Genomic DNA, 23,235 nt, shown 5'->3' on the forward strand with positions numbered 1-23,235 from the left:
TCCCGCGGAGCGGGTACCATATCGCTGCGCGATATGCAAGCGCAGCGGTTCGCTTCGCTCACCGCGCCCGGCGGAGCCGGGCCAACTCCCTCCGCTTCGCTCCTGGAGTTGAGGGGGCCGGCCCGCGTTGCGGGCTGGTGGCCCAGCTGCGCGGGGGCCCGGTCTGGCGTGATGTCAGGTGAGGGTAATTCGGCTTTTTGTAAGAGAGTTGACGGGTGCTTCGCACCCGTCTGAGGGCGTGTCCGCTGCGCTCCCCCACCCCGAGCCCTTCCGGCTGCGCCTCCAGGACCTGAAGCCTGCTACGCGGGTTGGGCTGGCTACAAGGGGAGGGGGTCGCTCGTTCGTGTCGGGTTCCAGTGCAGTAGGTGCATCAGGTTGATGCAGAATGTACCGTTGGCGGAAACGCGGGACACACTCCAACCACCCAGTTGGGGCGCGCGTTTCAATAGAGAGCCAGCATCGATATTTGGTCCCACCAACTCACGCGAGGAGTCACGAATTGGGAAGTTGTGGACCTCGGCAACAGAACGGTACCCCGGATATAGGGAAGCATGAATTCCGGCGTGCGGAGGTACCGGAGCCGCCCGGCCCTCAGGGCCGGGCGGCGGAACACGCCACGGACACCAGCCCCGCCTCCTGGTGCTTGTTCGTCACGGCCGGTACTACCCGAGACTCAGAGCCGCTGCGGCCGCCCATGGTCTGCACGAGCCCACTGAGCCGCACGCGAAGCCGCCTCAGCCACGTCGGGTCCGGCTGACACCTGGTCGACGGTGGGATGGGTGCGTATAGAGCGATCAAGGATCGTCGCAGCTCAGAGGCCATGGGATGTATCGCTGAGGGCTAGTTGAGTATCAATCGGGACGCACCTTTCCCCTAGAAGGGAAATGATCATGTGTCCGATCGGGGTGAGTTCGGCGTGGCGGGTTCCCCTCCAGGGGAAACGCCCACTACGGTCAGGGCGCGTACATCGTTCCCCTCTAGGGGAAAGCCCGAGGTGAGGAGCGGTATGGGCCGGGCAAGGCCAGCAGCCAACACGAGCACCGGCGAGTACCTCCAGCTGGAACTGCTCGACAAGAACGACAAGCCGTTCGCGTGGAGCGGCGGCGGTCGGCACGTCAACGCCAGCAAGAAGTTGGGCGCGGCGCTGTTCTCGAAGGACAGCGGGTACTCGAAGAACGACAAGCTGGTCTGGGGCTACTACCTGTTCAACTCGCCGCCCGGGGACGAGCCGCTCCGGGAGAGCTTCCGCGAGATCGGCATCAACCTGGAGCTGCGGCCGAACGCGGTGAGCAAGTCCGTGGGTAACCTTCATCGAGGGGGCTACCTCCTGGAGGCGGAGAAGGTGGGCCGGGTGAAGTTCTACAAGCTGAATCCCCGGGCGGCCTACGACGGCTCCTCGGGGCAGCAGCGGCATGCCACACAGCACGCGCGCCACCCCTCGACTACCTGCCCGCCGGAGAAGAAGGAGGCGTCATGACCACGCAGATCGCCGAGCCGTTCGCCCCGCGCTTCATGGAGGCCGCCGAGCTCAACGACCTCCTTCTTCGGTCCCAGCTGAAGCAGGGTGCCGACCTCAAGGTCCTCATGTACTACGCCACGGCCGTTCCGATGGGCGATCCGGTCCGCAGCACCGCCACGGACATCGGCCGGATGGTCGGCCTGAGCACCACTAGCGCCTCGCGCAGCATCGGCCGGCTCGCCGAGAACGGCTGGCTCCAGCTCGCCTACTCCGCGGTCGGCGTGAAGTTCTACCGCCTCGGCACAAAGGCGACGGGCCTACCGTCGGCACCCGAGCCCGCAGACGACGCCGACGCGCCCCTGGCGACCGTCCGGCACCTTCACGCCTCCTGACCCGGCCGCCCGACCGGGCGCTACGGCGCTGCACCTCACGGTGCGGCGCTTCTTGTGTCGCGGGGGCGTTACATCGTTCCCCTGGGAGGGAAACAGCAGGTGAGAGGGCCCTTCGGCGCTGATTGAGGGCCTCTCCCGAGGGCGCTGACCTGCGGCAATGGTCGACTGAGGTTCCCCCGCGATACATCGTTCCCCTCCAGGGGAAACCTTGGAATCCAGTGGGTGCTTCCCCACGTCAGCGCGGTGCGCGGCGTGACGTCGGTATCGCTGGTGCTACCGATCTGTTCTGGAGCAGCAGAACAAAGTCCGTGGTGGACGCTGCGTGTTGAGAGCAGCGCGTACATCGTTCCCCTGGAGGGGAACGCCGCAGGCAGGACGGCCCGTATGGGCGTTCTCGGGGCACCGGGCCGCGTGCCGTCCGTCAAGAGCCTGGCGAGCGCGGTACGAGTGGAGCGTGACCCACAACTACGGCTTCCACCTCACGCAGGCGATGGGCAACCGCTACGGCCTTCCCGTTGACGACTGGCCCGCGAGCGCTGAGCACCTGCCGTCGTTCTTCACGATCGTCGTCAACGCCCTGGGCCTGGAGAAGGCTGGCGACTGGTTCGAGGCGGCCCGCCGTGCTGAACGCCGCGAGCAGGAGGTGGAACGGGCCCGCACGTACCAGTTCGGCTTCGCCGCCTACCTGGCACAGGAGCTGGACTTTTACGGCCAGGAGCCGACTCTCCGTGAGACCGCCGCGTGGGAGGCCATGAAGGGGGCCCGCGAGGTCGCGCGCCACGGCTCGGGAATCGACCTTGATGCCGACTTCGACGCCGTCCTCGACTGCGCCCTGGAGGCGTGCGAGCGCAGCGGCCGGCCTCGCCGCGAACGGGTTGCAGCACCCGCGAAGGCGTAGCTGGCCCCGGCCTTGCTGCTCCGCGGCAACGGCTCGCTACACGTGCAGCAGCCGTTGCCGCCCGGGTCGCGCGAATGCTGCGCTCTTCGGCCTCGTATTCGTGGTGCGGATTCGAGAGCGGGCCGCCGCCAGAGCGCTGTAAGACGGCCCGCCGAATTGAGCCGAAGCACGATATGGTTTATAGCAGGCCCTTAATTCGGCCGTGTCAGAACTCAAAATCTACCGACTGTACGTGCGTGAAATCCGCGCGCAGGCCATCGGCCCGGGTGCCCGATTCCGTGAAATACGACTCGGTGATGGCCTCCGCGACGACCGGATGCAGATCCTCCTCTGTCGCGCCGGACTCCTGGAGCTGGAGGATCTGCGCGGCGTAGGTGGGTGAGATCGGGGTGGTGATGTGCCGTATGCGGCCGTCGTCGGAAGACCCGGAAGCGGTGAACCCGAAGTAGGCGACCACGCTCACCATCATGCCGTTGGAGGTTGACGCCTGCTCCCGCGCCTGCACTCTGACCTGCGGTTGCCACTCGGATTCCGTCTCCTCCACCAGCGCGGCCTGGAGCCGCGTCTGTGGCTTCGTCAGCTTCCCGGCGCGGTAGCGCTCCACCGTACGGCGTGAGGTGCCCAGGCGCGCCGCCAGGTCCTTCGCTGAGTCCTTCGTGCGCGTGAGGAGGAATTTCACCTGTGCCTTTGCCGATTTCGGCGCGGGCCGGGTGAAGACCTTCCGCTCCGCCCGCGCGAGGGCCTCCAGGACCTTGCCGCGGCGCGGGGCCGGCTGCTGCTCGTGATCGCTCATCCCTCCAGAGACCACGGATCGCCTGTGGACAGAATCCGGGATCTGCGCAGGTGGCAGACCTGTTGGCGAGAATCGGGCAGGCCCGCATCGGGGGCGAGGGAGACTGACGGCGCAGCAGACCGACGCACCGGGCCACGAGGCCGCCGACCCTTGGGAGATTGTGTGACGACCGAGCCTTCTGTGAGCCGAGACCTGAGGGAAGCGATCGGGCACTACATGAGCACCGTGGCCATCACACTCCTCAGGGAGGGCGTGCCGGTGACCGGCGTCCGGGCCTCCACCGACTGGCTGTCGCCCGAGTCAGAGACGGACGCCGACGGGGACATCCGCTTCACCAGAGCGCTGGAGCAGCGCCTCGTGCCCAAGGCGGAGGACATCGCCCTGCACTGGTCCGGAACGTCGGGGTGGTGCCTGCTGGTCCTGCATGACGATGACCACGAGTACTACCACCACGCCCGCTGGCTCGGGGCCGGCCTCCTTCCCGGCCCGGACCGGGTCGCGGCGTTCGTGTCGGCGGTGCAGCTGTCCCCGACGGATGCCGGCAGCAACGAGCGCCCCTTCTACCGGTCCTACGGCGAAGGTCTGGAGGATCTCCACCAGCGCCTCTCGGCGTTCCTTCCTCCGTCCGAAAACTGGCGGAGGAAGCGCACCTACCTGCAGAACTTCATGTGCGACCGCGCCCAGGTCTACGCGACGAAGGTGTCCGCCGCGCTCACGTCGCAAGACGACACGAAGGTCGATGTATGCCTGCGGCGGGGAGAGCTGGAAGCCGTGCAACATCTGCTGGAGTTCGCGCAGGGCAGCGAGGGGTCCCTCCTCAACTCGTTCGCCAGCCACCTGTCCGACGATCTGGCCAGCCAGCATCCCGGGACGGGCGTGCCCGCGCACCGCGCGACGGAGATCGCCGTGTCCATCCAGCAGCAGCTACGTGAGCGGCGGGAACGCGGGGATGACCTGTAGCAGCCGCAACCGGCGGGCTGGCTGACGTCGGGCTCGCCATCGCGTGATGAACATCCGACCTTCCCCGCGGATACGCGAGCGAGCCCGGACCAACTGGTCCGGGCTCGCTGCCTGTTCGGGGCCGGTTTCTACAGCTCGAAGTCCAGGTTCAGCACGTCGTTGATCTGCACTTCTTGCAGGGAGCCAGCGCGGCGGCCACCGTCCTGGAAGTAGACCTCCTTGAGGGCTTCGGCGGTGAGCTCGCGCAGCCGGTCTTCGTTGGCACCCTGCTGCTGGGCATCGAAGAGGCGGGCCGCGTACTGGGGCGGAAGGGCCACGGTGAGGTGCCGGATCCGGTCCTCATCCGTCGAATCCATCGGCGCCCCGGCGTACCCGAGTCGGGCGTGGACGTCGATGACAATGCCGCCGGTCGTCGCCGCCTTCTCCCTCGCCTTGGCCCGGATCTGCGGCTGCCACCGGGCCTTCACCTCGCGCTCCAGGCGCGCGGCGAGGTCCGGGCGGGGCTTTTTGATCTGGTCCTTCACGTACCGCTCGACGGTGCGCTGGGAGACCCGCAGCATCTGGGCGACCGCCTTGGTGCCCCCCAACTGCTTGACCAGGTACCGCATCTGCGCACTGGCCGACTTCGGCGCGGGGCGGGTGAACGCCTTCTGCACCGCCTGGTCCAGGCCGTCCCCGAACTCCTTGCTCATCGCCTACCTACTCCCCGTTGTCGACGTCGGTGACGGTGCCGTCCTTGATGTACCGGGCGAGGTTGAGCTCGGGGGCCTTGAACTGCTCCCGGGCGCCCTCGCCCCACAGCGTGGTCTGCGTGCCCTCGTGCTTGACCAGGCCGGGGTTGACCCCGAGCTTGAAGCCGCCGGGCAGCGGCTTGCCCTCCCGGTACGGCAGGAAGTCGAGCGGGCTCTCGCCGTTGACCGCGTACACGACGCAGTCGGAGAGGATTGCGACCGGGTACTGACCGGTGAACGCCGCGTGCTTGACGATCTTCCGGTGCAGGTTGATCCGCGTACGGGAGATGACCGCCGCACGGATGTCCGGCCGCCACGTCGGACGGGACAGCGCCCGCCACGGCTCGCCGGGCCGCCAGCCCTCGCCCCGGGGCCGCTCACGCAGCTTCCCCAGCCCGCCCTTCACCGTCGCTTTGACGGCGGACACCACGATCGCCAGCTCCGGGTCGCGGCCGCGGTAGCCGTCCATCGCCGCCAGGAAGTCCTCCGGCGCCAGGTCCGCGTCGACACCGAGGTCGGCCATCGTGGCGAGGTAGGCGTCGCGCAGTCGGTTGTACCAGCCATCCAGGTAGCGGCCGTTCTCACGCCGGACGTACGCCTCGACCGGCGCGACGTCGTAGCCCAGCTCCACCGCGTACGCCACGGTCGGCGTCGCGTACCAGGCCGGGCCCTCGGGGCGCTCGCCCTTCGGCGTGAACGGGCTGGGCAGCAGCGCGCCGTCCAGCTCCACCCACTCCTTGCCGGCCTTCACCCGGGACAGGTCGACGTGCGAGAGGTCCACCAGCCAGCTCCCCGGGAGCTTCGGGTCGAACGCCGGGTTCTTGACGTGCGTCGGCTCGCCGAGACCGACGGGCAGGCCGTTCGCTCCGGCGGCGAACGCCATGTTGACGTCCAGGCCCACGAGGTTGCGGCGCAGGCATTCGGCGTCGGTGAGCGGGCGCGCCCAGTCATACGCCTCCTCGAACAGCTTCTCCCCAGGTCCCCGGACGTGGAAGCGCGGCAGGTCCGCCAGGAGCGGGTGCCCGTCCGGGGCCTCGCACGGCGCGCAGTCGACCGGTTCCTTCCCCAGCGAGCCGGGGTTGTGCTCGGAGTGCCGCTTACCGTCGGCGTCCGGCTCGGAGGCGCGGGTCGCCGGGTGCAGCGCGGTCATCAGCTCCAGGCCGGTCACGGCCGTGGAGCCGCGCGGCGTCATCACCCGCGAAGCGTACGTACCGAGCAGCCGGGCGAGCTCCGCCGGCGGCAGCTGTCCGGCGGCGCCCCAGTGGCGGGTGTCCAACGCGTTCCACGACGGGATGCACAGCTGGACACAGGCCCGCTCCGAGCCGGTGGCGGGACGGTAGATCCTCGCCCACGGCCCGAACCCGCGCTTCGTCAGCTTCCACTCCGCGCGGGTCAACTGCTTGATGACCTTGTGATCCTCCGGCAGACGTCCGGCGATCCGCTCCTCCTCCGTGAGAGCGGTGGGCAGGCCGTAGCGCTCCAGCGCGGCCTCGGTGAGCACGATCAGTGGGTCAGCGTCCTTGCCCGGCCCGGACAGCTTCGGCTGCCCGAGCTTCGCCTCTTTGAGGGTCCAGTCCACCAGGGTCGGGATCGACTTCGCGGGCACGTCCAGGACCAGGCCGCCGGTGCAGTACGCCAGCACCTTCCCGTCGGCGTCGACGTCGACGACCGCGAGCGGCCCGTTCTCGAAGCGCGGGTCGGTGCCGCTCGCCGGGGTTCCGGCCGGGGCCGCTTTCTTCGCGCCCGGACGGCGCGACGTCGACGACGTCCTGGTGGTGCGCGCCGGACGCGGCGCGGCTGCCGGAGCAGCGGCAACAGGGGCAGTGGCAGGGGTCTGGGTGTTCTCGATTGCAGTCTCGGGCGCCGGGCCTGTGGACAGAGTCGGCGCTTCCGCCGGGGTGGGCGCGGCGGTGAACGTGGCCGGTACCGCAGCGTCCTGGGCGGGCACGGCCGCGTCGGCCGGGTAGAGCTCCGCGAGCTTGTCCAGCAGCCGGGCGTATGCGTCGCGTTCCGGTGGGCGGGGCTCGGTCTTGCCGGACTCCCAGCCGGACACCGTGGCCCGCCGCACCTTCAGCGCGCCTGCCACCTCGTCAATCGTCAGACCGTGCGCGGCACGCAGCCGCTTGCGCTCCGCCGGCGGCGGCAGCGTGGCGCGGGACGCGAGCAATGCGTCGACCGCGTCGAACAACTCGGACATGGAACACCTCCTGACCAACACCCTACCCCATGAACCGCACGAAGCGCGTACGTTTGCCGTACGAATAGCGCTCTTTTCGCGTACGGGTGATATGTTGACCTTGACCTGCCAACAGCTGGAGCCAACCGGGGGAACCGATGGAAGAGCGCAGCGTCGCGGGCGCTATGTCCGAGCGAGAGAGCCGTCAGGCGCTGCAGCAAGTGATCCTCCCGGCGTTCACGCAGGGCGCCGCGCGCCAGAACCACCCGGTCGTCGTCATCGTCGGCGGCCAGCCAGGCGCGGGAAAGACCCATATCGCAGACCTGGTCCAGGACGCCCTGAACCGCCGGGGCGGCGCCGTGCGCGTCGCCCGCGACCTCTACAAGGCCGTCCACCGGCACTACGACGCGCTCCTGGCCGCCGATGTCCGCACCGCCGGGGCGAAGGTCCGGCCGGACACGAGCCGCTGGCAGGCCGAAGTCGAAGAACACATCCGGGCCCGCCGGTTCGACGCGGTCGTCGAATCCGCCCTCGCCGATCCCGACGAAACCCGCGCGTCGTCGGCGGCATATCGCCGGTCCGGCCACCGGATCGAGGTGGTCGCGCTCGCGACCCCGGAGGCCCTGAGCCAGCTCGGGATCCTGGACCGCTTCCTGACCGAAGCGGTCCACGCCACGGGCGGACGGTACGTGTCGTGGGAGAACCATGACTCCTGCGCAAAGCAGATGCTGTCAACACTGGCGGTGATCGAGGCCGAGCATCTGGCCGACCGCATCACCGTCGTACGACGCGACGGCACCGCGCTCTACGACAACGAGCTCACCAGCGGCGGGAAGTGGGCGCGCGCGGCGGCCGCAGCCTCGGTGGTCCGCACGGAGCGGTTACGTCCGTGGAACGCGCCACGAACCCGCGTCTTCCGCCAGGAGCTCGTCCGGGCGGAAGTCCTGGTCCACGACGAGCAGCTGCCGACGGACCAACGGCTCGCGGTGTCCCGGGACGCGGAGCGGGCGGCTGCGGCGGCCGAGCCAGTGCGTCGGATCGCTCACCCTCTGCCCGGCCCGCCGGGCACCGGCTACCACCGCCTCAGTGCGGAGGAGCACCGGTGGGTCTTCGACGAGCTGATCGCCCCGTCCCACCTGCGGCGTGCCACGCACCGGCCGGACCCGACCGTCGTCTATCTGGTCGGGGAACCCGGGGCCGGGCAGCTGATGGCGGGGCGGATGCTGAGGCGGGCGATGCGCCCGCGTCCTGTCCGCCTTGAGCCGGACCTCCTGCGCGGCTCGCACCCGGACTACTTCCAGCTCGTGACCGACAGCCCCCGCATCGCCGACGAGCTGGTCCGCCCCGACGCGGAAACGTGGCAGGCCGAAGCCGAGGCATACATCCGCGAACGGCGCAGCGACGTCGTTATCGAGGCCGACTTCACCACCACCGCCGACTTCACCATCAGCGCGGCCCGGTTCGCCCGTGCCCGCTACCGGATCGAGGTCGTCGCCCTGGCTTCGCGCGCGGCGGACAGTCGGCAGCGGACTCTGGTCAACCACGCCCGCGCCCTGGAACTCGACGTACAGACCCCGCTGCCGACCCCGGCCGCGCACGCCCGCGCCTGCCGGGTAGCTGCCGAGATCGTGGCGGCTGCGGCCGCTGACCCGGATGTCGCCGCCGTCACCGTGCTCGACGCCGACCACCGGGCACTCGGTCGCGATCACGCGGCGCCGTGGGCGCTGACCGCCGGGCGCCTGCGCCCCTACACCGAACAGGAGGCCGCCCGCTTCTATGCCGTCCAGCGGGCCCTGTACCGGGTGCTGCCGCGGATGCGGGAGGAGGTACGCGGTATCGGGGCGCAGGCGCGGCCGCTGATGCCCGCCCAGTGGCAGGCCCGTCCGGTGGAGCACCGGACCGGGCCGGTCCGGCTTCCGCTTCCGGCGTCCGGGTTCAGGACTCCGTCAGTTCCTTGAGCCGCGCGGCGTAGACGAGGGCGATCTGCACGGTCTCGTCCTCGTCGGCGTCCTCCAGCCGGTCGAGGTCGTCCACGGCCTGGTCCCGGGCGGCACGCCACGCATTGACTTTCGCCGGGTCGTGGCCGCCGGCACGGGCTCCGGCGAGGCTGGCTTTGTACCAGTCGAGTACTCGCTTCACGAGCTTCTGGGCCTGTTCGGCGTCCCCGCCGGGGTGGTGGAGCGGCTGGGAGGGATCTTCGGGGGTCAGGGGGTCTGACATGACGGGTGCCGCCTTCGGGTTGTGCTGACGTGCTGGACCGGCCATTGTCCGTGACGCGCCTTCACCTGCTCGTGAGCGGGCATAGGTTGAGGACGAGTCGATCACCAGGGGGTTTGTCATGGCGGGGCGGGATCTGCGCGCGCTGTTCAGCACCAACGACCGGCAGCTGGAGGCCGGGGAGGCGTTCACCAACCGGCAGGGCCAGTGGCAGATCGTCCAGGCCGTGCTCGGCGAACACCTGGCCCGCATCACCGGCCCCGGCTTCACCGTCGAGGACCTTGAGGCGCCCCGTACCAACGTGCTGGTGTTCCACGGGGTCGGCGGGATCGGCAAGACCACCCTGTCACGCACCCTGGAGGCGGCACTCACCGACGCCGAGGGCCGCCCCGCGAGGTGGGGTGAGCCGTCCTGGCCCGCCCGACCCGCGCTGCTGCCCGTACGGATCGACCTCGCCCGCTCCGCCGGCACCGACTTCGAGCGAGTCCTCCTCACCATCCGCCTCGCCCTGGCCGCGCACCTGGGCCGGCCGCTGCCCGCCTTCGACATCGCCCTGCGCCGCTACTGGGAGCACCAGCACCCCGGCGAGCCCCTGGAGGAGTACCTGAGCCGCGGTGGGCTCGCCGGCCGCTTCGGCAAGGCCCTGCCGCAGCAGATGCAGTCCGCGCTCGGCGACGTCGCCCAGGCGCTCATGCTGCCCGGCTCCATCGGCGGCGCCGTCGGCCAGCTCACCGGCGCCCTGGCTACCGCGCTGCGCGAACGCCGCCAGACCGTGCGCGCCCTGGCCGACTGTGCCCTGCTCGCGGACCTCCTGGACGCCGAGCCGGACGTCGATGCCCTGTCGTACTACTCGTACCTGCTCGCCTGGGAGCTCACCCGGCTCCCGGCCGAGAAGGCCGTGGTGCCCGTGGTCCTGCTGGACACCTTCGAGGACACCGGCGACCGGACCCAACGCGACCTGGAACGGCTGCTGCAGCGAATCGTGTGGCTGATGCCCAACGCGTTCTTCATCGTCACCGGCCGCAGCCGCCTCCAGTGGGCCGACCCCGCCCTGCAGGGCCAGCTCGACTACACCGGCCCCACCGCCTGGCCCGGCCTGACCCAGCAAGCAGTTCCCAACCCGCGCCCCGCCGGCGCCCCCGGGAACGGACGGCAGGTCCTCATCGGAGACTTCAGCCCACAGGACTGCGACGGCTACCTCGCCCGCCGCCTGGTCCGCGACGGGCAGCCCCTCATCAGCGCCGAGCTCCGCACGGTCATCACCGCCCGCTCCCACGGCCTGCCCCTCTACCTCGACCTCGCCGTGCTCCGCTTCCTGGAACTGCGACGGGCCGGACACACCCCGGCCCCGGCGGACTTCGACGCCGACTTCCCCGCACTGATCACCCGCACCCTGGCCGACCTCACCCCCGACGAGCGCCACATCCTGCGGTCGGTGTCCCTGCTGGACGCCTTCGATCTCCCCTTGGCCACCGCCACAGCCGGCCTCCCCCACCAGGCGGCGGCTGCCCGGCTCGTCGAGCGGCCCTTCGTCCGCGAGAACCCGTACGCGCTGTGGCCGTACCACCTGCACGCCCTGATCCGCTCCACCCTGCGCACCGCGGACGACGCCACCGACGACCGCTGGACCGACGCCGACTGGCAGGCCGCCGCCACCCGAGCCCTGACCGCGCTCGGCGAGCAGTGGCGCGCAGCCCCCGGGCCGGGCCGGCGCCTCCTTGTCGGCGCCCTGCGCCAGGGCCTCGCCCTGGCCCGCGACCACCGGCTCGACCTCGGCTGGCTCACCGACGCCGCGTACGCATACACCGACGACTACGTCTGGGAACCCCTCCCCCTCCCCGCCCGCACCGAGACCGACGACGAGCTCGCCACCCCCGCGGACGCCCTCGCCGAACTCCTCAGCACCCTGGCCCGGCGCCAGCACGAACACCGCGCCCGCACCGCCGACCGGCTCACCGCCATCCTCGACACCGGCCTGCTGCCCGCCGAACTCACCGAGATGGCCCTGTACTACCGGGCCAAGGCCCACCGCGACCTCGGCCAGAGCGCCGCCTCCCGCGACGGCATGCGCCAGGTCGCCGACAGCGAAGGCCGCCTCGCCCCCGACGCCACCCGCGGGCTCGCACACCTTGCCCGCGCCGCAGGAGACTTCCCCACCGCCCTCGCCACCGCCCGCACCCTCGGCTGGCCCGGCCGCGGCCAACGGGTCCTGGGCGACATCCACTTCGCCCACGGCAACATGGGCCAGGCCGCCACCGCCTACGCCGCCGCCCGCACCGACGCCGAGCAACACGGCAACACCGGCGAGCAGGCCATCGCCCAGGCCCACCTCGCCCTCACGTACGCCTTCGCCGACCCCGCCCGCGCAGACCGGGAAATCACCCTCGCCGAACAGCTTCTGGCTGGGCTCGACCAGCGCGCCACCACCCTGACCGCCCAGATCGCCACCCTCGCCCGCGACGCCGGCACCCCGGGGCCCACCGTCGACGACCGCGCCGCCCTGCTGCGGACAGAAATCACCACCGCCGGAATCACCGCGGCCGCGCTGCTGCTCGAACTCGCCCTCGTCCTGCACCACACCGTGCGCGGGAACGACGCCGCAGTCCGAAACGACCTTGCCCGGCTGGAAGAACTCACCCGCGGCGGCGACTACGCGTACTACGCCGACATCGCCCACTTCATGACCGGGCTCCCCCTCGGCAACCCCTCGCCCGCGCGGTGGATCGATGGACAACAAGCCACATGCAACCGGTGGCGAAACCTAGTCATCGCTCGCCGTGAACATACCCGGCGCACCGCCTAGCTGTGCTGGTCGCTCACAAGGTTGGTTCCACAAGGTCCTCGATCTGGAGCAGCGGTGTTGCCTTCTTGTCAGAGTCAGGGCACACCCGGCCGTGCTCGTTGCGGCACACCGGAAGACGCTTGCCATAACGCCTCACGGTGAGGCATTATGGAGTCATCGCCGCCGAGGGGGACCCGATGACCACCATCACCACGGCTGAAGCCGCCACTCAGGCCCACGTCACCGTCGCCACCATCCGCACCTGGTGCCGCCGCGATGTCATCGCCGCCGTGAAGCAGGCCGGCCGATGGGTCATCGACACCGCCTCCCTCGCCCGCCGCATCGCCATCGGCGCCCTGCGCGTCAGGAAGCAGGCCACCTTGATGATCGACCTGAATGCCACCTACACCATCACCCTCATCGCCGATCAGGGCCCCGTCACGATCACCCCGAAGGTGAAGCGCCGCACCGTCCGACGCACCGGCCAGGACATCATCACCGTCACCGGGATCGTCCCCCTCCTCGCCGACCGGATCGACACCATCACCGACCCCGGCAACCGCGCCCACGCCGTGACCGTCCTGCAGTCCGCCAGCATCGTCATTGCCGACACCTACGACGCCGACTGGGACCGTCAGGCCGGTGCCCGTCACGGCGGCCAGCTCCGCACCACCTACCGCGGCGAAATCCCGCAGGTCACCATCGATCACGTCCTCGACCTCGCCGAGCAGCTCCGCACCCAGCTCAGCAGCTGACCACACCCACCACACCGAAAAGGGGTCAGCCGATGGCGACCGTCGTGAAGCTCAACCTCCGCAGCAGCTGCAACTCCGAGGACCCGGCGGCCCCTGACGGGATCCGTCACGTGCCCGCCTTCACCGAGGAAGTCGACCTGGACGACCTCACCCCCAAGGCCCGCGCCTTCGCCGAAGCCATCCACGCCTGCCCTGGCCACCAGCCGCTCGACATCAGGCTGCGCACCGGAAGGCTGAAGGGCGACAGCCCGAACTTCGCCATTCGGTTCGGCGATGACCCGGTGAAGGCGGCAGAGCCCGAGGAAGTTGTCGTCCGGAACTGGTCGCCCCTGTGGGCGGACTCGCCGATGAGCGCGGTGGAGTGGCTGGAACGGGAGATCCGCACCGTCCCTCTGGACGCCTACCCCGTCGGCCCGGCCGGCGGCGCGCCCGTCCCGTCTATGGAGGCCGGAGCCGCAGACCGCTACCTGACGCGCGACACAATCCTGGAGTACATGCGTGAGGCAGGGCATCCCATGGACGTGTCAGCGTGGGACACGCTTCGCGGCACGGGCCATCTGCCCGAGCCCGACCGGTACGTATGCGGTCGCCCCCACTGGAAGCCGGACACGATCGACGCCTTCCTGAACCGGCCCGTAGAGCTGTGGCCGATCAGCCAGGTCGCGGAGTACCTCGGCTACAGCGGGGCCTCCGCGACGGGGAGCGCCCGCAAGCAGCTGCACCGGTGGGGACTCACCCCGGCCAGCCGGGCACCCGGCCGCGGAGGCGAATCGCTGTACGCGGCCGACCAGATCACCGCCGCGCAGACACACCGCCCCGGCAAGGGCCGTCGGAATGCCCAGCGGAGCGACGGCAGGTTCACCAGCACGGATGGCCAAGCGACCAAGTAACCGGACGAAAGTGAAACGGCACCTCAATCCGGTCAACACCTGGCTGAATCACGGCATTTGCCGCCTCGTGCTCCTCCCCTGCCGCTGCCCGACGTCCTGCGGAATGTCACCTGCGCCAGAGGCTGGTGGTAACCAGTGCCTCTCGATCTGCGGCAACTGGTTGTGCCATGACCTGATGTGCGGCCTACATTGCTCCTGGTGATCAAGCGCGGGGGCGACCATGACGGACAGCACAGGCGGCATCGGCGGTACGGAGCCGCGCGTAGTCAGCCAGCCACTGCCGCCGGAAGTGCCGGCCCCGCGCTCCGAGCCGTCACCGCCCCCCGAGCCCACCGGCCTTGACGCCCCCACCGCTCCGGCCACCGACGACGATCCGAATCCCGGGTCCGAGTGGTGGCGTGCGCCGGCAACGGGCGTACCGGAGTGGGCTGCTGCCGACCCTGGGGCCGATGGGGACGGTCCCGGCGTGCCGGAACAGGGCCGCTGGCCCACGGACGATGCCGGGGCCGTCCCCGGCATCGAGGGCATCGTCGCGGCTCATGAGATCGGTGCGCAGATCGGGGAGGCGATCTCCTCCCACCTGCCCGGCCACCAGGCCCCCTCGCGCAGGCTCGACTTGAGCTGGCTGCTGCTGCGATACAACATCCCCGGCGTCCTGCTGGCGCTGCTGGTGACGTGGGGCGGGCGCAGCAGCGTGGACCGCATGACGACAACGGTGGCCGAGGACGGGGTCTTTGCCCCGGCCGGGGCGGTGCTGCTGGTCGTGCTGGTCGGCCTGGCGCTGATGGTCCTGCCGGTCGGGAGCTGGCTCGGTGCCGCGCTCGGCCATCTCGTCTCTGCCGTGGCCGTGGGTCTCGTACGCCTCGCGCAACGGGCGTGGTCGACCCCGTACATCGGCTACGTGCTGCGCCTGGCTGTCGCCGTCGCTGCCTGGAGCGTCATCATCGCCGTCGGCCGCGTCGCCTGGCGTGCCGCGGTCCACTTTCTGACAGGAGCGTGAGCCACATGAGCACCACAACGGGAGTCGCCTCGGGCGGGATTGGGGCGGTTGCCCTGGGCCTGGTCATCCTGATGTACCAGATCGGCCGGTGGCGCGGCGGCGACCCGACCCCGCGCGTCCACTTCTTCGCCGGGGTCGCCCTGGCCGCGTTGCTGCTCTTGGGCGGTGGGCTGTTCGGCGTGATGGGCGGCGCTGCAGCGGCTTTCGGCGACGGGATCGGCACCTACGCTCTGGAGGGCGCGACCGGGGCCGTCGCCAAGGCCGGTGCCACCGGGCCGGTGACCGGTGGCGAGAAGATCGCCGTGGGCGGAGCGATCGCCGGGTTGTGCCTGCTCGCTCTGTACGCGGGTTTGATCAAGTCCGGCCGTCACGACTTGAAGGAACCGCTGCTGCGCGGCGCGGCCGTCGGCGTCTTCCTCGGCACGTCCGCGGGTCTGATCGGTATGGCGCTGGGCTTGATCCGGACCAGCGGTAACACGGTCGGCAACATCCTGATCAACACGATCTGAGCGAGGCACAGGCATGTCCGGGACCTTCGGGAGCGGGGTACGGCATCTGCGTGCCGAGTGGGGCCGCTGGTGGCGGGTGGAAGACCTCACCGAGACGCACCTCGCGCACCGCGCTCTCAACGAGCAGTGGCGCATGTGGGAGGGGATACGCCGACGGTACGCCGGTGAGATCAAGGCGAACGTGGCACTGCTCAAGCAGCAGCAGCGGCAGGCCACCAACATGCAGATGCAGCGGATGCAGGCGCAGCGCCGCGGCGGCTACCAGCAAGGCCGGTACGGCGGATTCAGCATGTTCAGCGGTGGCGCCAGCCCCATGATCACCTACCAGATGATGCGCTGGGCCCAGTTGCAGATCAAGGCGGGCCTGGAGCACTTCATGCCGCAGCCGGTCACCCCGCCGATCCTGGCCGCTGCCCGCGATCAGGTCCGCACGGTCCGGCACCGCGCCACGTACGTCCTCGCGGTGCTGTTGCCTGTGGCCTGGGCCGGTCTGTGGGCGCTGTCCGCGCTCGCGGCCTTGACAGTCACCGCGCTGACCGCCTTGTGGCTCGCGGCTGTCGCCCATGTCCGGGGCCGCAATCCGCGTAAGCGCCGTCCGCCGATCCCCAGGCTGCTGTTCGTTCCGCCGACCGAGATCAAGGGCGTGGAGCTGGCCGAGGAGGCCGAGGAGCCGTTTTCGCTCGCGGAGGCCGGCCGCGATCCGAAGCGGGTCCGTGAGGCTGTCCGCCTCGCATTCCTCCAGGGGAAGCACACCCGCCGGGTGGAGCTCGGGGAGATCCGCACGCCGGTCGAGATGCAGTACGGATGGGAAGTCCCGCTCGTCCTCAAGGCGGGAAGCCTCGCCGATTTCCCCGCCATCCTCAGGGACCTGACCACCCCTTTGCGGGTCGGCACGGGCCGCATCATGGCCGCCGCCGCGTCTGCCGACGACGCGGCCGAGATCAAGCTGCGGATCCTCACCCGGGACCCGTTCGAGCACCCTCTACCGATCCCGATGCGGTCGCCGGGCTCCAGCTCGATCCGTAACCATTTCGATCTCGGGCTGTCCATCGAGGGGCAGACGACGCCGGTCCTGCTCGCCGGACAGCACGCCATCGTGGTCGCGGACACGGGCGGCGGCAAGACGGCGCTGATCCAGCGCATCGCCGATTTCGTGACCTCCTGCTCTGACGCGGTGATCGTCGACGTCGACCCCGTCAAAAGGGGATTGAAGGTCTTCCAGCCGCTTGCGGCGATGACCGCGCGCAGTCCCGAGGAGGCCGAGCACGTCCTGGCGCAGCTGGTCGCGGAGGCCAAGCGGCGTATCGCGTCGATGCCGGCGGTCCAGAACATGTGGGAGCCCACACCCGAGGACCCCGCGATCGTCGTGGTCCTGGACGAATTCATCAAGCTGTCCGCCCGGGGCAAGGAGCTGGCGATCGAGCTCTTGCGCAACCTGGGCCGGGAGGCTCTCGTCTCCGTGGTCATCGTCACGCAGGACGCCACCCAGGACGTCATGGGCGACGCCATTGCGGACGTGCCGGGCCTGCGCATCATGCTGCCCTGCCGCGCCGGTGACGTGCCCCTGGTCGTCGGCCGCCAGGACGCAATCTCCCTTGGCTGGTGGCCGCATCTCCTCGTTCCCTCGCCGGACCCGGGAGAGCCGGCCGACGCCGGACGCTTCTACGTGATCGGCCCGCGCCACCGTGAACCGATCCTCCGCTACGCATCCCTGCTGCCTCCAGAGGAGGCCGCCCGCCGGGTCGCGGAGCGCCTCGCGGCTCCACGGCCGCGGCTGACCCTTGGCGGCCGTGCGGCGGCCGTTGAAGTGCCGGCCCCGGTGCGGCTGTTGCTGGACGCGTTCGCCTCGCGCCGTGATCCCGAGGAGCTCACCATCACCGAGCTCGGTGACTATCTCGCGGTCGCCGCACCGGACGTCTACGGACGCTGGGAGGGCAAGGCGAACCGGAATCTGATGATGGGCCGGGCCATCAAGTCCGCGCTGCGGGACGTCGGCATCGACATCACCACGGTCCGGCTGTCGGGTCGGCCGGGCAAGCCGGCCGCCTACCGCCTGGTCGACATCAGGGGGACCCTGTCGTGATGCGTCCACGATGCGTACGCGATGCGTACCGACGTCCCCGTGGTGCGTCCCGGCGCGTCCGCGATGCCCTCAAAGGGCCTCTGGCGTGTCCGGGCGATGCGTCCGATGCGTCCACCCCAGACGCATCGCATCCACGTGCTGACCTGCACGGACGCATCGGACGCATCAAAAGACACCCCCCGGTGGAGGCCCGATGACCCCGCAGAATCCTTCCCAGCACGCCCGGATCGCCGCCGATGCCCTGGACCGGCTTGTCCATGACGTCCAGTCGGGCCGCGCCGCATGGTCCCCCCACACCGCCCGCCAGGCTGTGGACGACCTCACCCGGATCACCACCGCGGCCTCCACCGCCCTCCAGCAACTCGCCGCCACCCTCGGCCAGCAGCCAGGCCCACGGACTGCTCAGACCGTGACCGCGCTGCACCAGGCTGGCCAGTACACGACCACGGCGGCGGCTCAACTGGCCACGGCCCGTCACACTATGAGCTGACGTCATCGACCAGCGAGGGGGATCCCGTGCCGTACCACCGGCATCATGACCAGGAGCGAGGGATCGATGCTGCGCGCTGATGATCCGTGTGACGCGATCACCGGAGCCGCCGGGCAGTACTGCCGCGGCGGCGGGAGCGGGGGCGGCAGTGGCGGGAGCGGGGGCGGCAGCGGAGCGCTCGACAGTCTCGACCCGCTGCACCAGCTAGCCCAGGAAGTGGCGTCCGCGGCGGACTGGACCGCCGGCCAGCTCGGCAAGGTCGTCGGCGACCGGGGCGCCGTCGACTTCACCAACGGCAACTTCCTCCAGCAGTACGCCATCGTCTTCGCCGCCTCCGCCGTCCTGGTCCTGGTCCTGTGGCTCCTCGCCGTCGCCAAGCGCGCGGTGCGCGGGGTGCCGATGGGCACCGCGATGGGCGAGGCGGTCGGCCTGCTGTGGATCGCGGTGGGCGCCGCCGCGTTCACCCCTTTGATCCTCTACACCCTGGTCGGCGCCGTCTCTGCGGTCACAGACGTACTAGTGACGGGCCTCGGAGGAGACTCCGGCGATCTCTTCACGTCTCTGGGGGCTGACCTCAAGTCGGGCAAGGTCGGCGGCGGCCCGATCATCCAGATCGTCGCCTCCCTGCTGACGATCGCCCTGTGCGGGGCCCTGTGGCTGCTCCTGGTCCTGCGCGCGCTGTCCCTGTATGCCGGCGCCCTTCTCGGGGTCGTCGTCTACTCGGGTCTGGTCGACAAAGACCTCTGGGGCCACGTGCGTCGCTGGGCCGCCGTCATGATCGGGCTGATCATGATCGAGCCGATCATCGTCATCGTCCTCGGGCTCTCGTCCGCACTGGAGGCCAGCGGCGACCACGGATCCGTCGTCACCGGACTCGCCGTCTCCGCCCTCGCACTCGGCGCCGCCATCTTCCTGGTGACGAAGTTCCCGGCGTTCGGTGACTCCATCCGCGTCGCCCGTGGGGTGGGCCGGGCCGCTGGGGGCGCGGCCCGGATGGTCACCGGCGGCGCGGGAGGCGCGGGGGCCGCGGTGGGTGTGCAGCGAGGCATCTCCACCCACGGCGCCCGCGGTGGCGGCCCCAGCCAGGCCAACGGCACGTCGAGCAGCACCCCGAAGCCCGCGAATCCCATCTCGGGCGGGATGGGCGCCCACGGCGCCCGCACCCCGAAACCGAAACCGAAGAAAGACAAGTAGCTGGCGACGAGTAGCCGGCACGGAGACGGGCCGCAGCCGAACACCGGCTGCGGCCCGTTTCCACGTCCGGGGACCTGTCTGGCCCCTCTCAGGTACGCAGGTCCACCAGGAGCGGGGATGTGCGCCCCCTCCGGGTGCGACCGCCGCCCCCTTCCGCCTGCCGACGGTGCCTGGTCGCCGCTCGATCGTGGTGTCTACTATGGACACGTGGTCATCGCTGGCCACGACGAAGGGCCCAGACCGGGTGCAACCGGTCCAGGCCCTCCTATCGCAGAGATGCAGCTACTGAGCCCGGCCGAATATTAGGCGGCCGGGCTCAATGCTGAGCTCAGACCATCGTCCGGGTTCATCTCCGTCTCGCTTTCGCTAGACGTTCTGCACCATCCATGCCACCGCCTTGATGATGACTGGCAGGACGGTCAGCCAGTCGAGAGCTATCTGCTGTATTGGCAGACGCTTCTCGCAGCACCTCACAGGGCGCTTCATTCTTCTATTCATTTTTCCTCCGAGAGCCCGCGAATTGGCCCTGAAAGTTCAGGGCTTCACCGATTTCGGTGAAGTATGTGACGGGCTATCGGAAGCAGTCACAAGCATAGGCGATGGCCGTACCCCGGGCGGACCAGGGACCACAACTTCTGGGCGGCCGGAACAATCCAACCACTAGATCTTGGGTTTGGCCGCTCATTCAGCCCTAGCACGTGTCGCGCATCGCAGGCAGCCCGCAGGCAGCGTACGGCCGAGCACACGCCTTGCAGCCCACATCAGATGGCTCGTCACACCGGCGGCGAGGTACACGAGGAGAGCGGGGATCGGAAGCTGGCCGGACATGAAGCGGCCCCGGGACCGAAGCGGTTCCGGGGCCGGGGCGTCAGCGGGATAAGTGGACGGGTGCCGTAACGGGCTGGGCAGGCGTCAGACGAGGTCCGGGCCGCAGACTCGCGCCGCCCCGCTCGTACTCAGCACAGCCAGGACGATGAACAGGATCAGTTACAGGGTTGGGGGTCGGGGCGGCGCCGTCATTTCTCGCGAACATGAGCCGCCTGCCCTCTCAGGTACGCAGGTCCACCAGGAGCGGGGACGTGCGCTCCCCCTCCACGTTCGACAGTGAGACCACCGCGTGCCCCGGCGGCACCGCGTGCGCGAGCTCCGACGCGGACCACCGCTCCCGCTCGACCTGCCGCACCGTCACCGCCCGTGCCGTGACGGCTTTCCCAGTGATCGCCTTCCGCAGCGTGTGCCACGCCCGGCCGCCGGTCGTCTCCGCGTAGATCTGCCGGTCGGTGATGTCCCGCGTCTCGATCCACTCGGTGCCCCATGCCTGAGCAAACTGCTGGCCGTCCCACTGGGTGATCCCGGCCAGTGCCATCCGGCACCCGAACGCGCCCAGCAGCGGGCCGCGCAGCGGGTCCGCCACGTCATCCAGCGTGCGCAGCGCGAGTACGAGTCCGGCGTTTGCGGACCGCAGCCGCTGTATCCCCCGCACCGCGTCCGCGGTGACGGTGCCGGCCGCGTCATCGAGGATCAGGCAGGCGAACAGCGACCGGTCGTGGCGCTGGGCGGCGCTCGCGGTGAACTGGGCGAGCACGAGCCGTGCCAGGACGCGGGCGGCGTCGGGGTGTCCCCGGTCGGGCAGGTCGATCCGCACGCGCACGGGATGGTCCAGGGCCCGCAGCGAGAACGCCCGCCCCTTGCCGGTGGGGTCGAAGAACGCGGCGAACGCGGGCCGGTCCAGCAGAGCGACACGGTCAGCCAGCACCGCACCGGGGCCGCCCGGAACCGCCAACTGGCGCCCGCACGCGTCGAGATCGCGCAGCAGCCCCGGCTGCTGCGACTTCTCCAGGTCCAGCCGCAGCGCCTCCAGCACCCCCGGTGCGCCGTCCAGGAGCTGACGGAGCTCCGGCACGGACGGGAAGCGGCCGTGGACCGCCCGGAACGGTCCCAGCAACCGCCCCAGCACGACCGCCGCGCGGCGGCTGTCCCCGCCCTGTTCCCCGGCGAGATCACCGGTCAGGGCTTCGGCCAGTACGGCGGCTGCTTCGTCGGGGTCGGTGGTCCCGCCGTACAGGTCGATGTCGTGTGTCGAGTCCGGGTGACCGATACGGATGACGATGTCGTACTGCCCGTCCGGTCCCAGTTCCGTGCCGGCCGCGCCCACGACGACGACCGCGGCGCGTCCGGCGAGTGCCTGGAGACACAGCGCCTCGACCAGAGGCCGGATGACCCGGGTGGTCTTGCCCGCGCCGGACGGGCCGACGGCCAGCAACGACGTGCCCAGCAGATCCGGCCCGATCCCGATGTTGGCGGCCCGGTACGCGTAGGGGTTCTTCGCGCCATCGACCGCGGTGCCCAGCCGCACCTGGTGGGTGAGCAGGTCGTGCTGTGCCACCCGTGCGGGCAGGTCCCGCGCGCCGGACGGGTGCGCGCACGCGGCGGCCCCGCGCTCACGGACCGCTGCGACAAACGCGTCGGCGCGGTGCCCGGTCCGGGCGGCGTGCCAGGCCCGCGTGATCCGGGCGTGGTCGACGTCGCGCATCAGGCCGGTGCCGGCGTCCGCGGCCAGCCGGTCAGCCGCGGCGTCCGCGCCCGCGGCCCGCAGGTGCGGCCACTGGGCCGGATCGTCCTCGGGGGCCGGCGCCGGGGTCGGTGCCTCGGGCCGCAGGCCCGACACGCGGGAGGCACCGTAGCGGCGCCACACCTCCGCCCACCGCCCCATCCGCCCGGCGGCGAACAGCAGTCCGCCGCCGATCAGGGCGTAGTAGCCGTAGTACACCAGGATTGTGGTCGTCTCCCCCGCCTGCCCGTACCGCCAGGAATCCGGCGTCACCAGCTCCAGCGGGAGCAGCCACCACAGGCCGACGTAGCCGTTGTAGAGCAGCGACCACGCGAACCACGCCGCCAGCGCGGCGAGCAGGGCACCGGTCACCAGCTGGCGGCCCGGCACCAGTTCCGGTTCTTGCTCGGGGCGCGTGCGGTGCCCCAGCCGCCATATCCCCACGGCCGTCTCCGGTCGCGGAGCGCGCAGCCACGCGAGGTACGCCGTCCCGTCGGGGCGTGGCGGGACTGGTGCGTGCCCGGGTACGGGCGGCACGGGCCCCGGCACGGATCCGAACGCGTCGCGCGTGCCATCGGCACCCATATATCTCCCCTGACCAGCCGATTGCCCGTACCGGCCCAATCTAGCCCCGCTGAAAAGGAGTTCAGCGCCCCGCGCACCGACCGGCCCCTTCAGCGCCCGCGCGAACGCCCCGAGGAGGAGGGAGGGGGAAAGAAGGCGCCTCTTCCTGTACGGAAGAGGTGTCGGTGCGGCGGGTCAGTACGTCACCGCCTGCTACCTGCGGTGCAGCGGCCACCGGGCAGAGGCACGGGCAACCCGTTGCGCAACCTGCCCGGCAACCCGGACCGCAACCCGACAGGCAACCCGTTGCGCGCCCTGTAGCGGCACCGAGGTGAGCGTGACGTGGAGGCGTCATACCCGCCGGTAGAGGCGGATATCGTGACGGCTGTACGTCACGCTTCCCGCCCCGCCCGGCGTGCCGAGCGGCGTCGCCAGGCCCTCGATCTGCACTTCCCGGAGCAGTACACCGCGTCCCGTCGACGGCCCCCGCCGGCGAACGTGATCCGGCCGCAGACCGGACACGTCAGCAGCCGGATCATGCCCGTGTCGCCGAGCCACTCCGCCTCGCCGAGCATCAGCGCGAGCCCCATGATCCGGTCGCAGGTCTGCCGGTCCCGGTACGCCTGGGCCCGGCAGGCGCCATCGCAGTACCGGCGCCGGGCCGGCGCGCCCCTCGGCAGCCGGGTCCCGCACGACGCGCAGATCCGCACACGGGCCATACCTCCAGGATCGCGCTGACCCGATTGCTGACCCGCCGCCCGCCCGCCGGTGCAGGCCCTCCCGGCCCCCGA

19 protein-coding genes are annotated in these 23,235 nt (G+C 70.5%); 13 read left to right on the forward strand and 6 right to left on the reverse strand.

What is annotated here, in order from left to right; all coding sequences use genetic code 11:
• The first annotated feature begins 1,006 nt into the window (after positions 1-1,006).
• The 3 genes from ACGFU7_RS40655 (at position 1,007) to ACGFU7_RS40665 (ending at position 2,749) form a co-directional block, all read left to right on the forward strand.
• Complete coding sequence (locus ACGFU7_RS40655) at positions 1,007-1,477, forward strand: transcriptional regulator (RefSeq protein ID WP_393703062.1); 471 nt, start codon at positions 1,007-1,009, stop codon at positions 1,475-1,477.
• On the forward strand, positions 1,474-1,851 hold the full coding sequence (locus ACGFU7_RS40660) for a hypothetical protein (protein WP_393703064.1): 378 nt from the start codon (positions 1,474-1,476) through the stop codon (positions 1,849-1,851). Before ACGFU7_RS40655 ends, ACGFU7_RS40660 begins: the two co-directional genes overlap by 4 nt.
• A 454-nt stretch (positions 1,852-2,305) precedes the next feature.
• The gene (locus tag ACGFU7_RS40665) at positions 2,306-2,749 is read left to right on the forward strand and encodes a hypothetical protein (RefSeq protein ID WP_393703066.1); all 444 of its coding nucleotides are present in this window, start codon (positions 2,306-2,308) and stop codon (positions 2,747-2,749) included.
• A 205-nt stretch (positions 2,750-2,954) separates the two neighbouring features.
• Here ACGFU7_RS40665 and tpg (ACGFU7_RS40670) read toward each other — a convergent pair whose 3' ends face one another.
• The gene (tpg, locus tag ACGFU7_RS40670; RefSeq protein WP_393703068.1) at positions 2,955-3,542 is read right to left on the reverse strand and encodes a telomere-protecting terminal protein Tpg; all 588 of its coding nucleotides are present in this window, start codon (positions 3,540-3,542) and stop codon (positions 2,955-2,957) included.
• A gap of 180 nt (positions 3,543-3,722) precedes the next feature.
• Here tpg (ACGFU7_RS40670) and ACGFU7_RS40675 point away from each other — a divergent pair, with 180 nt between their 5' ends.
• The gene (locus tag ACGFU7_RS40675; protein WP_393703070.1) at positions 3,723-4,502 is read left to right on the forward strand and encodes a DUF6292 family protein; all 780 of its coding nucleotides are present in this window, start codon (positions 3,723-3,725) and stop codon (positions 4,500-4,502) included.
• 128 nt (positions 4,503-4,630) lie between these two features.
• Here ACGFU7_RS40675 and tpg (ACGFU7_RS40680) read toward each other — a convergent pair whose 3' ends face one another.
• Both tpg (ACGFU7_RS40680) and tap read right to left on the reverse strand, forming a co-directional pair.
• Positions 4,631-5,194, reverse strand: a complete 564-nt coding sequence (gene tpg / locus ACGFU7_RS40680) for a telomere-protecting terminal protein Tpg (RefSeq protein ID WP_393703072.1) — start codon at positions 5,192-5,194, stop codon at positions 4,631-4,633.
• A gap of 7 nt (positions 5,195-5,201) precedes the next feature.
• On the reverse strand, positions 5,202-7,430 hold the full coding sequence (gene tap / locus ACGFU7_RS40685; protein ID WP_393703074.1) for a telomere-associated protein Tap: 2,229 nt from the start codon (positions 7,428-7,430) through the stop codon (positions 5,202-5,204).
• Positions 7,431-7,567: 137 nt separating this feature from the next.
• On the opposite strand from tap, the gene ACGFU7_RS40690 reads away from it, so the two are divergent.
• The gene (locus ACGFU7_RS40690; RefSeq protein ID WP_393703076.1) at positions 7,568-9,367 is read left to right on the forward strand and encodes a zeta toxin family protein; all 1,800 of its coding nucleotides are present in this window, start codon (positions 7,568-7,570) and stop codon (positions 9,365-9,367) included.
• On the opposite strand, the gene ACGFU7_RS40695 is transcribed toward ACGFU7_RS40690, so the two are convergent.
• Positions 9,345-9,629: a hypothetical protein gene (locus tag ACGFU7_RS40695; protein ID WP_393703078.1), complete on the reverse strand. Its 285-nt coding sequence runs from the start codon at positions 9,627-9,629 to the stop codon at positions 9,345-9,347. The genes ACGFU7_RS40690 and ACGFU7_RS40695 overlap by 23 nt on opposite strands.
• A gap of 118 nt (positions 9,630-9,747) precedes the next feature.
• On the opposite strand from ACGFU7_RS40695, the gene ACGFU7_RS40700 reads away from it, so the two are divergent.
• The 8 genes from ACGFU7_RS40700 (at position 9,748) to ACGFU7_RS40735 (ending at position 19,329) form a co-directional block, all read left to right on the forward strand.
• On the forward strand, positions 9,748-12,429 hold the full coding sequence (locus ACGFU7_RS40700; protein ID WP_393703080.1) for an ATP/GTP-binding protein: 2,682 nt from the start codon (positions 9,748-9,750) through the stop codon (positions 12,427-12,429).
• A 176-nt stretch (positions 12,430-12,605) separates the two neighbouring features.
• Complete coding sequence (locus tag ACGFU7_RS40705) at positions 12,606-13,163, forward strand: hypothetical protein (RefSeq protein WP_393703082.1); 558 nt, start codon at positions 12,606-12,608, stop codon at positions 13,161-13,163.
• Positions 13,164-13,195: 32 nt separating this feature from the next.
• Positions 13,196-14,053, forward strand: a complete 858-nt coding sequence (locus ACGFU7_RS40710; protein ID WP_393703083.1) for a hypothetical protein — start codon at positions 13,196-13,198, stop codon at positions 14,051-14,053.
• A 220-nt stretch (positions 14,054-14,273) separates the two neighbouring features.
• Entirely contained in the window at positions 14,274-15,053 is a 780-nt protein-coding gene (locus ACGFU7_RS40715; RefSeq protein ID WP_393703085.1) for a hypothetical protein, read from the forward strand.
• 5 nt (positions 15,054-15,058) lie between these two features.
• The gene (locus ACGFU7_RS40720; RefSeq protein ID WP_393703087.1) at positions 15,059-15,562 is read left to right on the forward strand and encodes a hypothetical protein; all 504 of its coding nucleotides are present in this window, start codon (positions 15,059-15,061) and stop codon (positions 15,560-15,562) included.
• Positions 15,563-15,575: 13 nt separating this feature from the next.
• On the forward strand, positions 15,576-17,645 hold the full coding sequence (locus ACGFU7_RS40725; RefSeq protein ID WP_393703089.1) for a type IV secretory system conjugative DNA transfer family protein: 2,070 nt from the start codon (positions 15,576-15,578) through the stop codon (positions 17,643-17,645).
• A 193-nt stretch (positions 17,646-17,838) separates the two neighbouring features.
• Positions 17,839-18,135, forward strand: coding sequence for a hypothetical protein (locus tag ACGFU7_RS40730; protein WP_393703090.1), 297 nt, complete (start codon positions 17,839-17,841; stop codon positions 18,133-18,135).
• Positions 18,136-18,180: 45 nt separating this feature from the next.
• Entirely contained in the window at positions 18,181-19,329 is a 1,149-nt protein-coding gene (locus ACGFU7_RS40735) for a hypothetical protein (protein WP_393703092.1), read from the forward strand.
• Positions 19,330-20,377: 1,048 nt separating this feature from the next.
• Here the strand turns inward: ACGFU7_RS40735 and ACGFU7_RS40740 are convergent.
• Positions 20,378-22,465 (reverse strand): ATP-binding protein, encoded by a 2,088-nt coding sequence (locus tag ACGFU7_RS40740; RefSeq protein ID WP_393703094.1) that lies wholly within the window; start codon positions 22,463-22,465, stop codon positions 20,378-20,380.
• A gap of 371 nt (positions 22,466-22,836) precedes the next feature.
• Positions 22,837-23,163 (reverse strand): hypothetical protein, encoded by a 327-nt coding sequence (locus ACGFU7_RS40745; RefSeq protein WP_393703096.1) that lies wholly within the window; start codon positions 23,161-23,163, stop codon positions 22,837-22,839.
• Positions 23,164-23,235: the final 72 nt, after the last annotated feature.

The sequence above is a fragment of the Streptomyces sp. NPDC048473 genome, from assembly GCF_043200155.1.
GTDB lineage: Bacteria > Actinomycetota > Actinomycetes > Streptomycetales > Streptomycetaceae > Streptomyces.

What these genes read in the sequence shown, in the direction of transcription:
- ACGFU7_RS40655 (WP_393703062.1), top strand. Translation starts at nt 1,007, where the DNA reads ATGGGCCGGGCAAGGCCAGCAGCCAACACGAGCACCGGCGAGTACCTC.
- ACGFU7_RS40660 (WP_393703064.1), top strand. Translation starts at nt 1,474, where the DNA reads ATGACCACGCAGATCGCCGAGCCGTTCGCCCCGCGCTTCATGGAGGCC.
- tpg (WP_393703068.1), bottom strand. Translation starts at nt 3,542, where the DNA reads ATGAGCGATCACGAGCAGCAGCCGGCCCCGCGCCGCGGCAAGGTCCTG.
- tpg (WP_393703072.1), bottom strand. Translation starts at nt 5,194, where the DNA reads ATGAGCAAGGAGTTCGGGGACGGCCTGGACCAGGCGGTGCAGAAGGCG.
- tap (WP_393703074.1), bottom strand. Translation starts at nt 7,430, where the DNA reads ATGTCCGAGTTGTTCGACGCGGTCGACGCATTGCTCGCGTCCCGCGCC.
- ACGFU7_RS40690 (WP_393703076.1), top strand. Translation starts at nt 7,568, where the DNA reads ATGGAAGAGCGCAGCGTCGCGGGCGCTATGTCCGAGCGAGAGAGCCGT.
- ACGFU7_RS40695 (WP_393703078.1), bottom strand. Translation starts at nt 9,629, where the DNA reads ATGTCAGACCCCCTGACCCCCGAAGATCCCTCCCAGCCGCTCCACCAC.
- ACGFU7_RS40700 (WP_393703080.1), top strand. Translation starts at nt 9,748, where the DNA reads ATGGCGGGGCGGGATCTGCGCGCGCTGTTCAGCACCAACGACCGGCAG.
- ACGFU7_RS40705 (WP_393703082.1), top strand. Translation starts at nt 12,606, where the DNA reads ATGACCACCATCACCACGGCTGAAGCCGCCACTCAGGCCCACGTCACC.
- ACGFU7_RS40710 (WP_393703083.1), top strand. Translation starts at nt 13,196, where the DNA reads ATGGCGACCGTCGTGAAGCTCAACCTCCGCAGCAGCTGCAACTCCGAG.
- ACGFU7_RS40715 (WP_393703085.1), top strand. Translation starts at nt 14,274, where the DNA reads ATGACGGACAGCACAGGCGGCATCGGCGGTACGGAGCCGCGCGTAGTC.
- ACGFU7_RS40720 (WP_393703087.1), top strand. Translation starts at nt 15,059, where the DNA reads ATGAGCACCACAACGGGAGTCGCCTCGGGCGGGATTGGGGCGGTTGCC.
- ACGFU7_RS40725 (WP_393703089.1), top strand. Translation starts at nt 15,576, where the DNA reads ATGTCCGGGACCTTCGGGAGCGGGGTACGGCATCTGCGTGCCGAGTGG.
- ACGFU7_RS40730 (WP_393703090.1), top strand. Translation starts at nt 17,839, where the DNA reads ATGACCCCGCAGAATCCTTCCCAGCACGCCCGGATCGCCGCCGATGCC.
- ACGFU7_RS40735 (WP_393703092.1), top strand. Translation starts at nt 18,181, where the DNA reads ATGACCAGGAGCGAGGGATCGATGCTGCGCGCTGATGATCCGTGTGAC.
- ACGFU7_RS40740 (WP_393703094.1), bottom strand. Translation starts at nt 22,465, where the DNA reads ATGGGTGCCGATGGCACGCGCGACGCGTTCGGATCCGTGCCGGGGCCC.
- ACGFU7_RS40745 (WP_393703096.1), bottom strand. Translation starts at nt 23,163, where the DNA reads ATGGCCCGTGTGCGGATCTGCGCGTCGTGCGGGACCCGGCTGCCGAGG.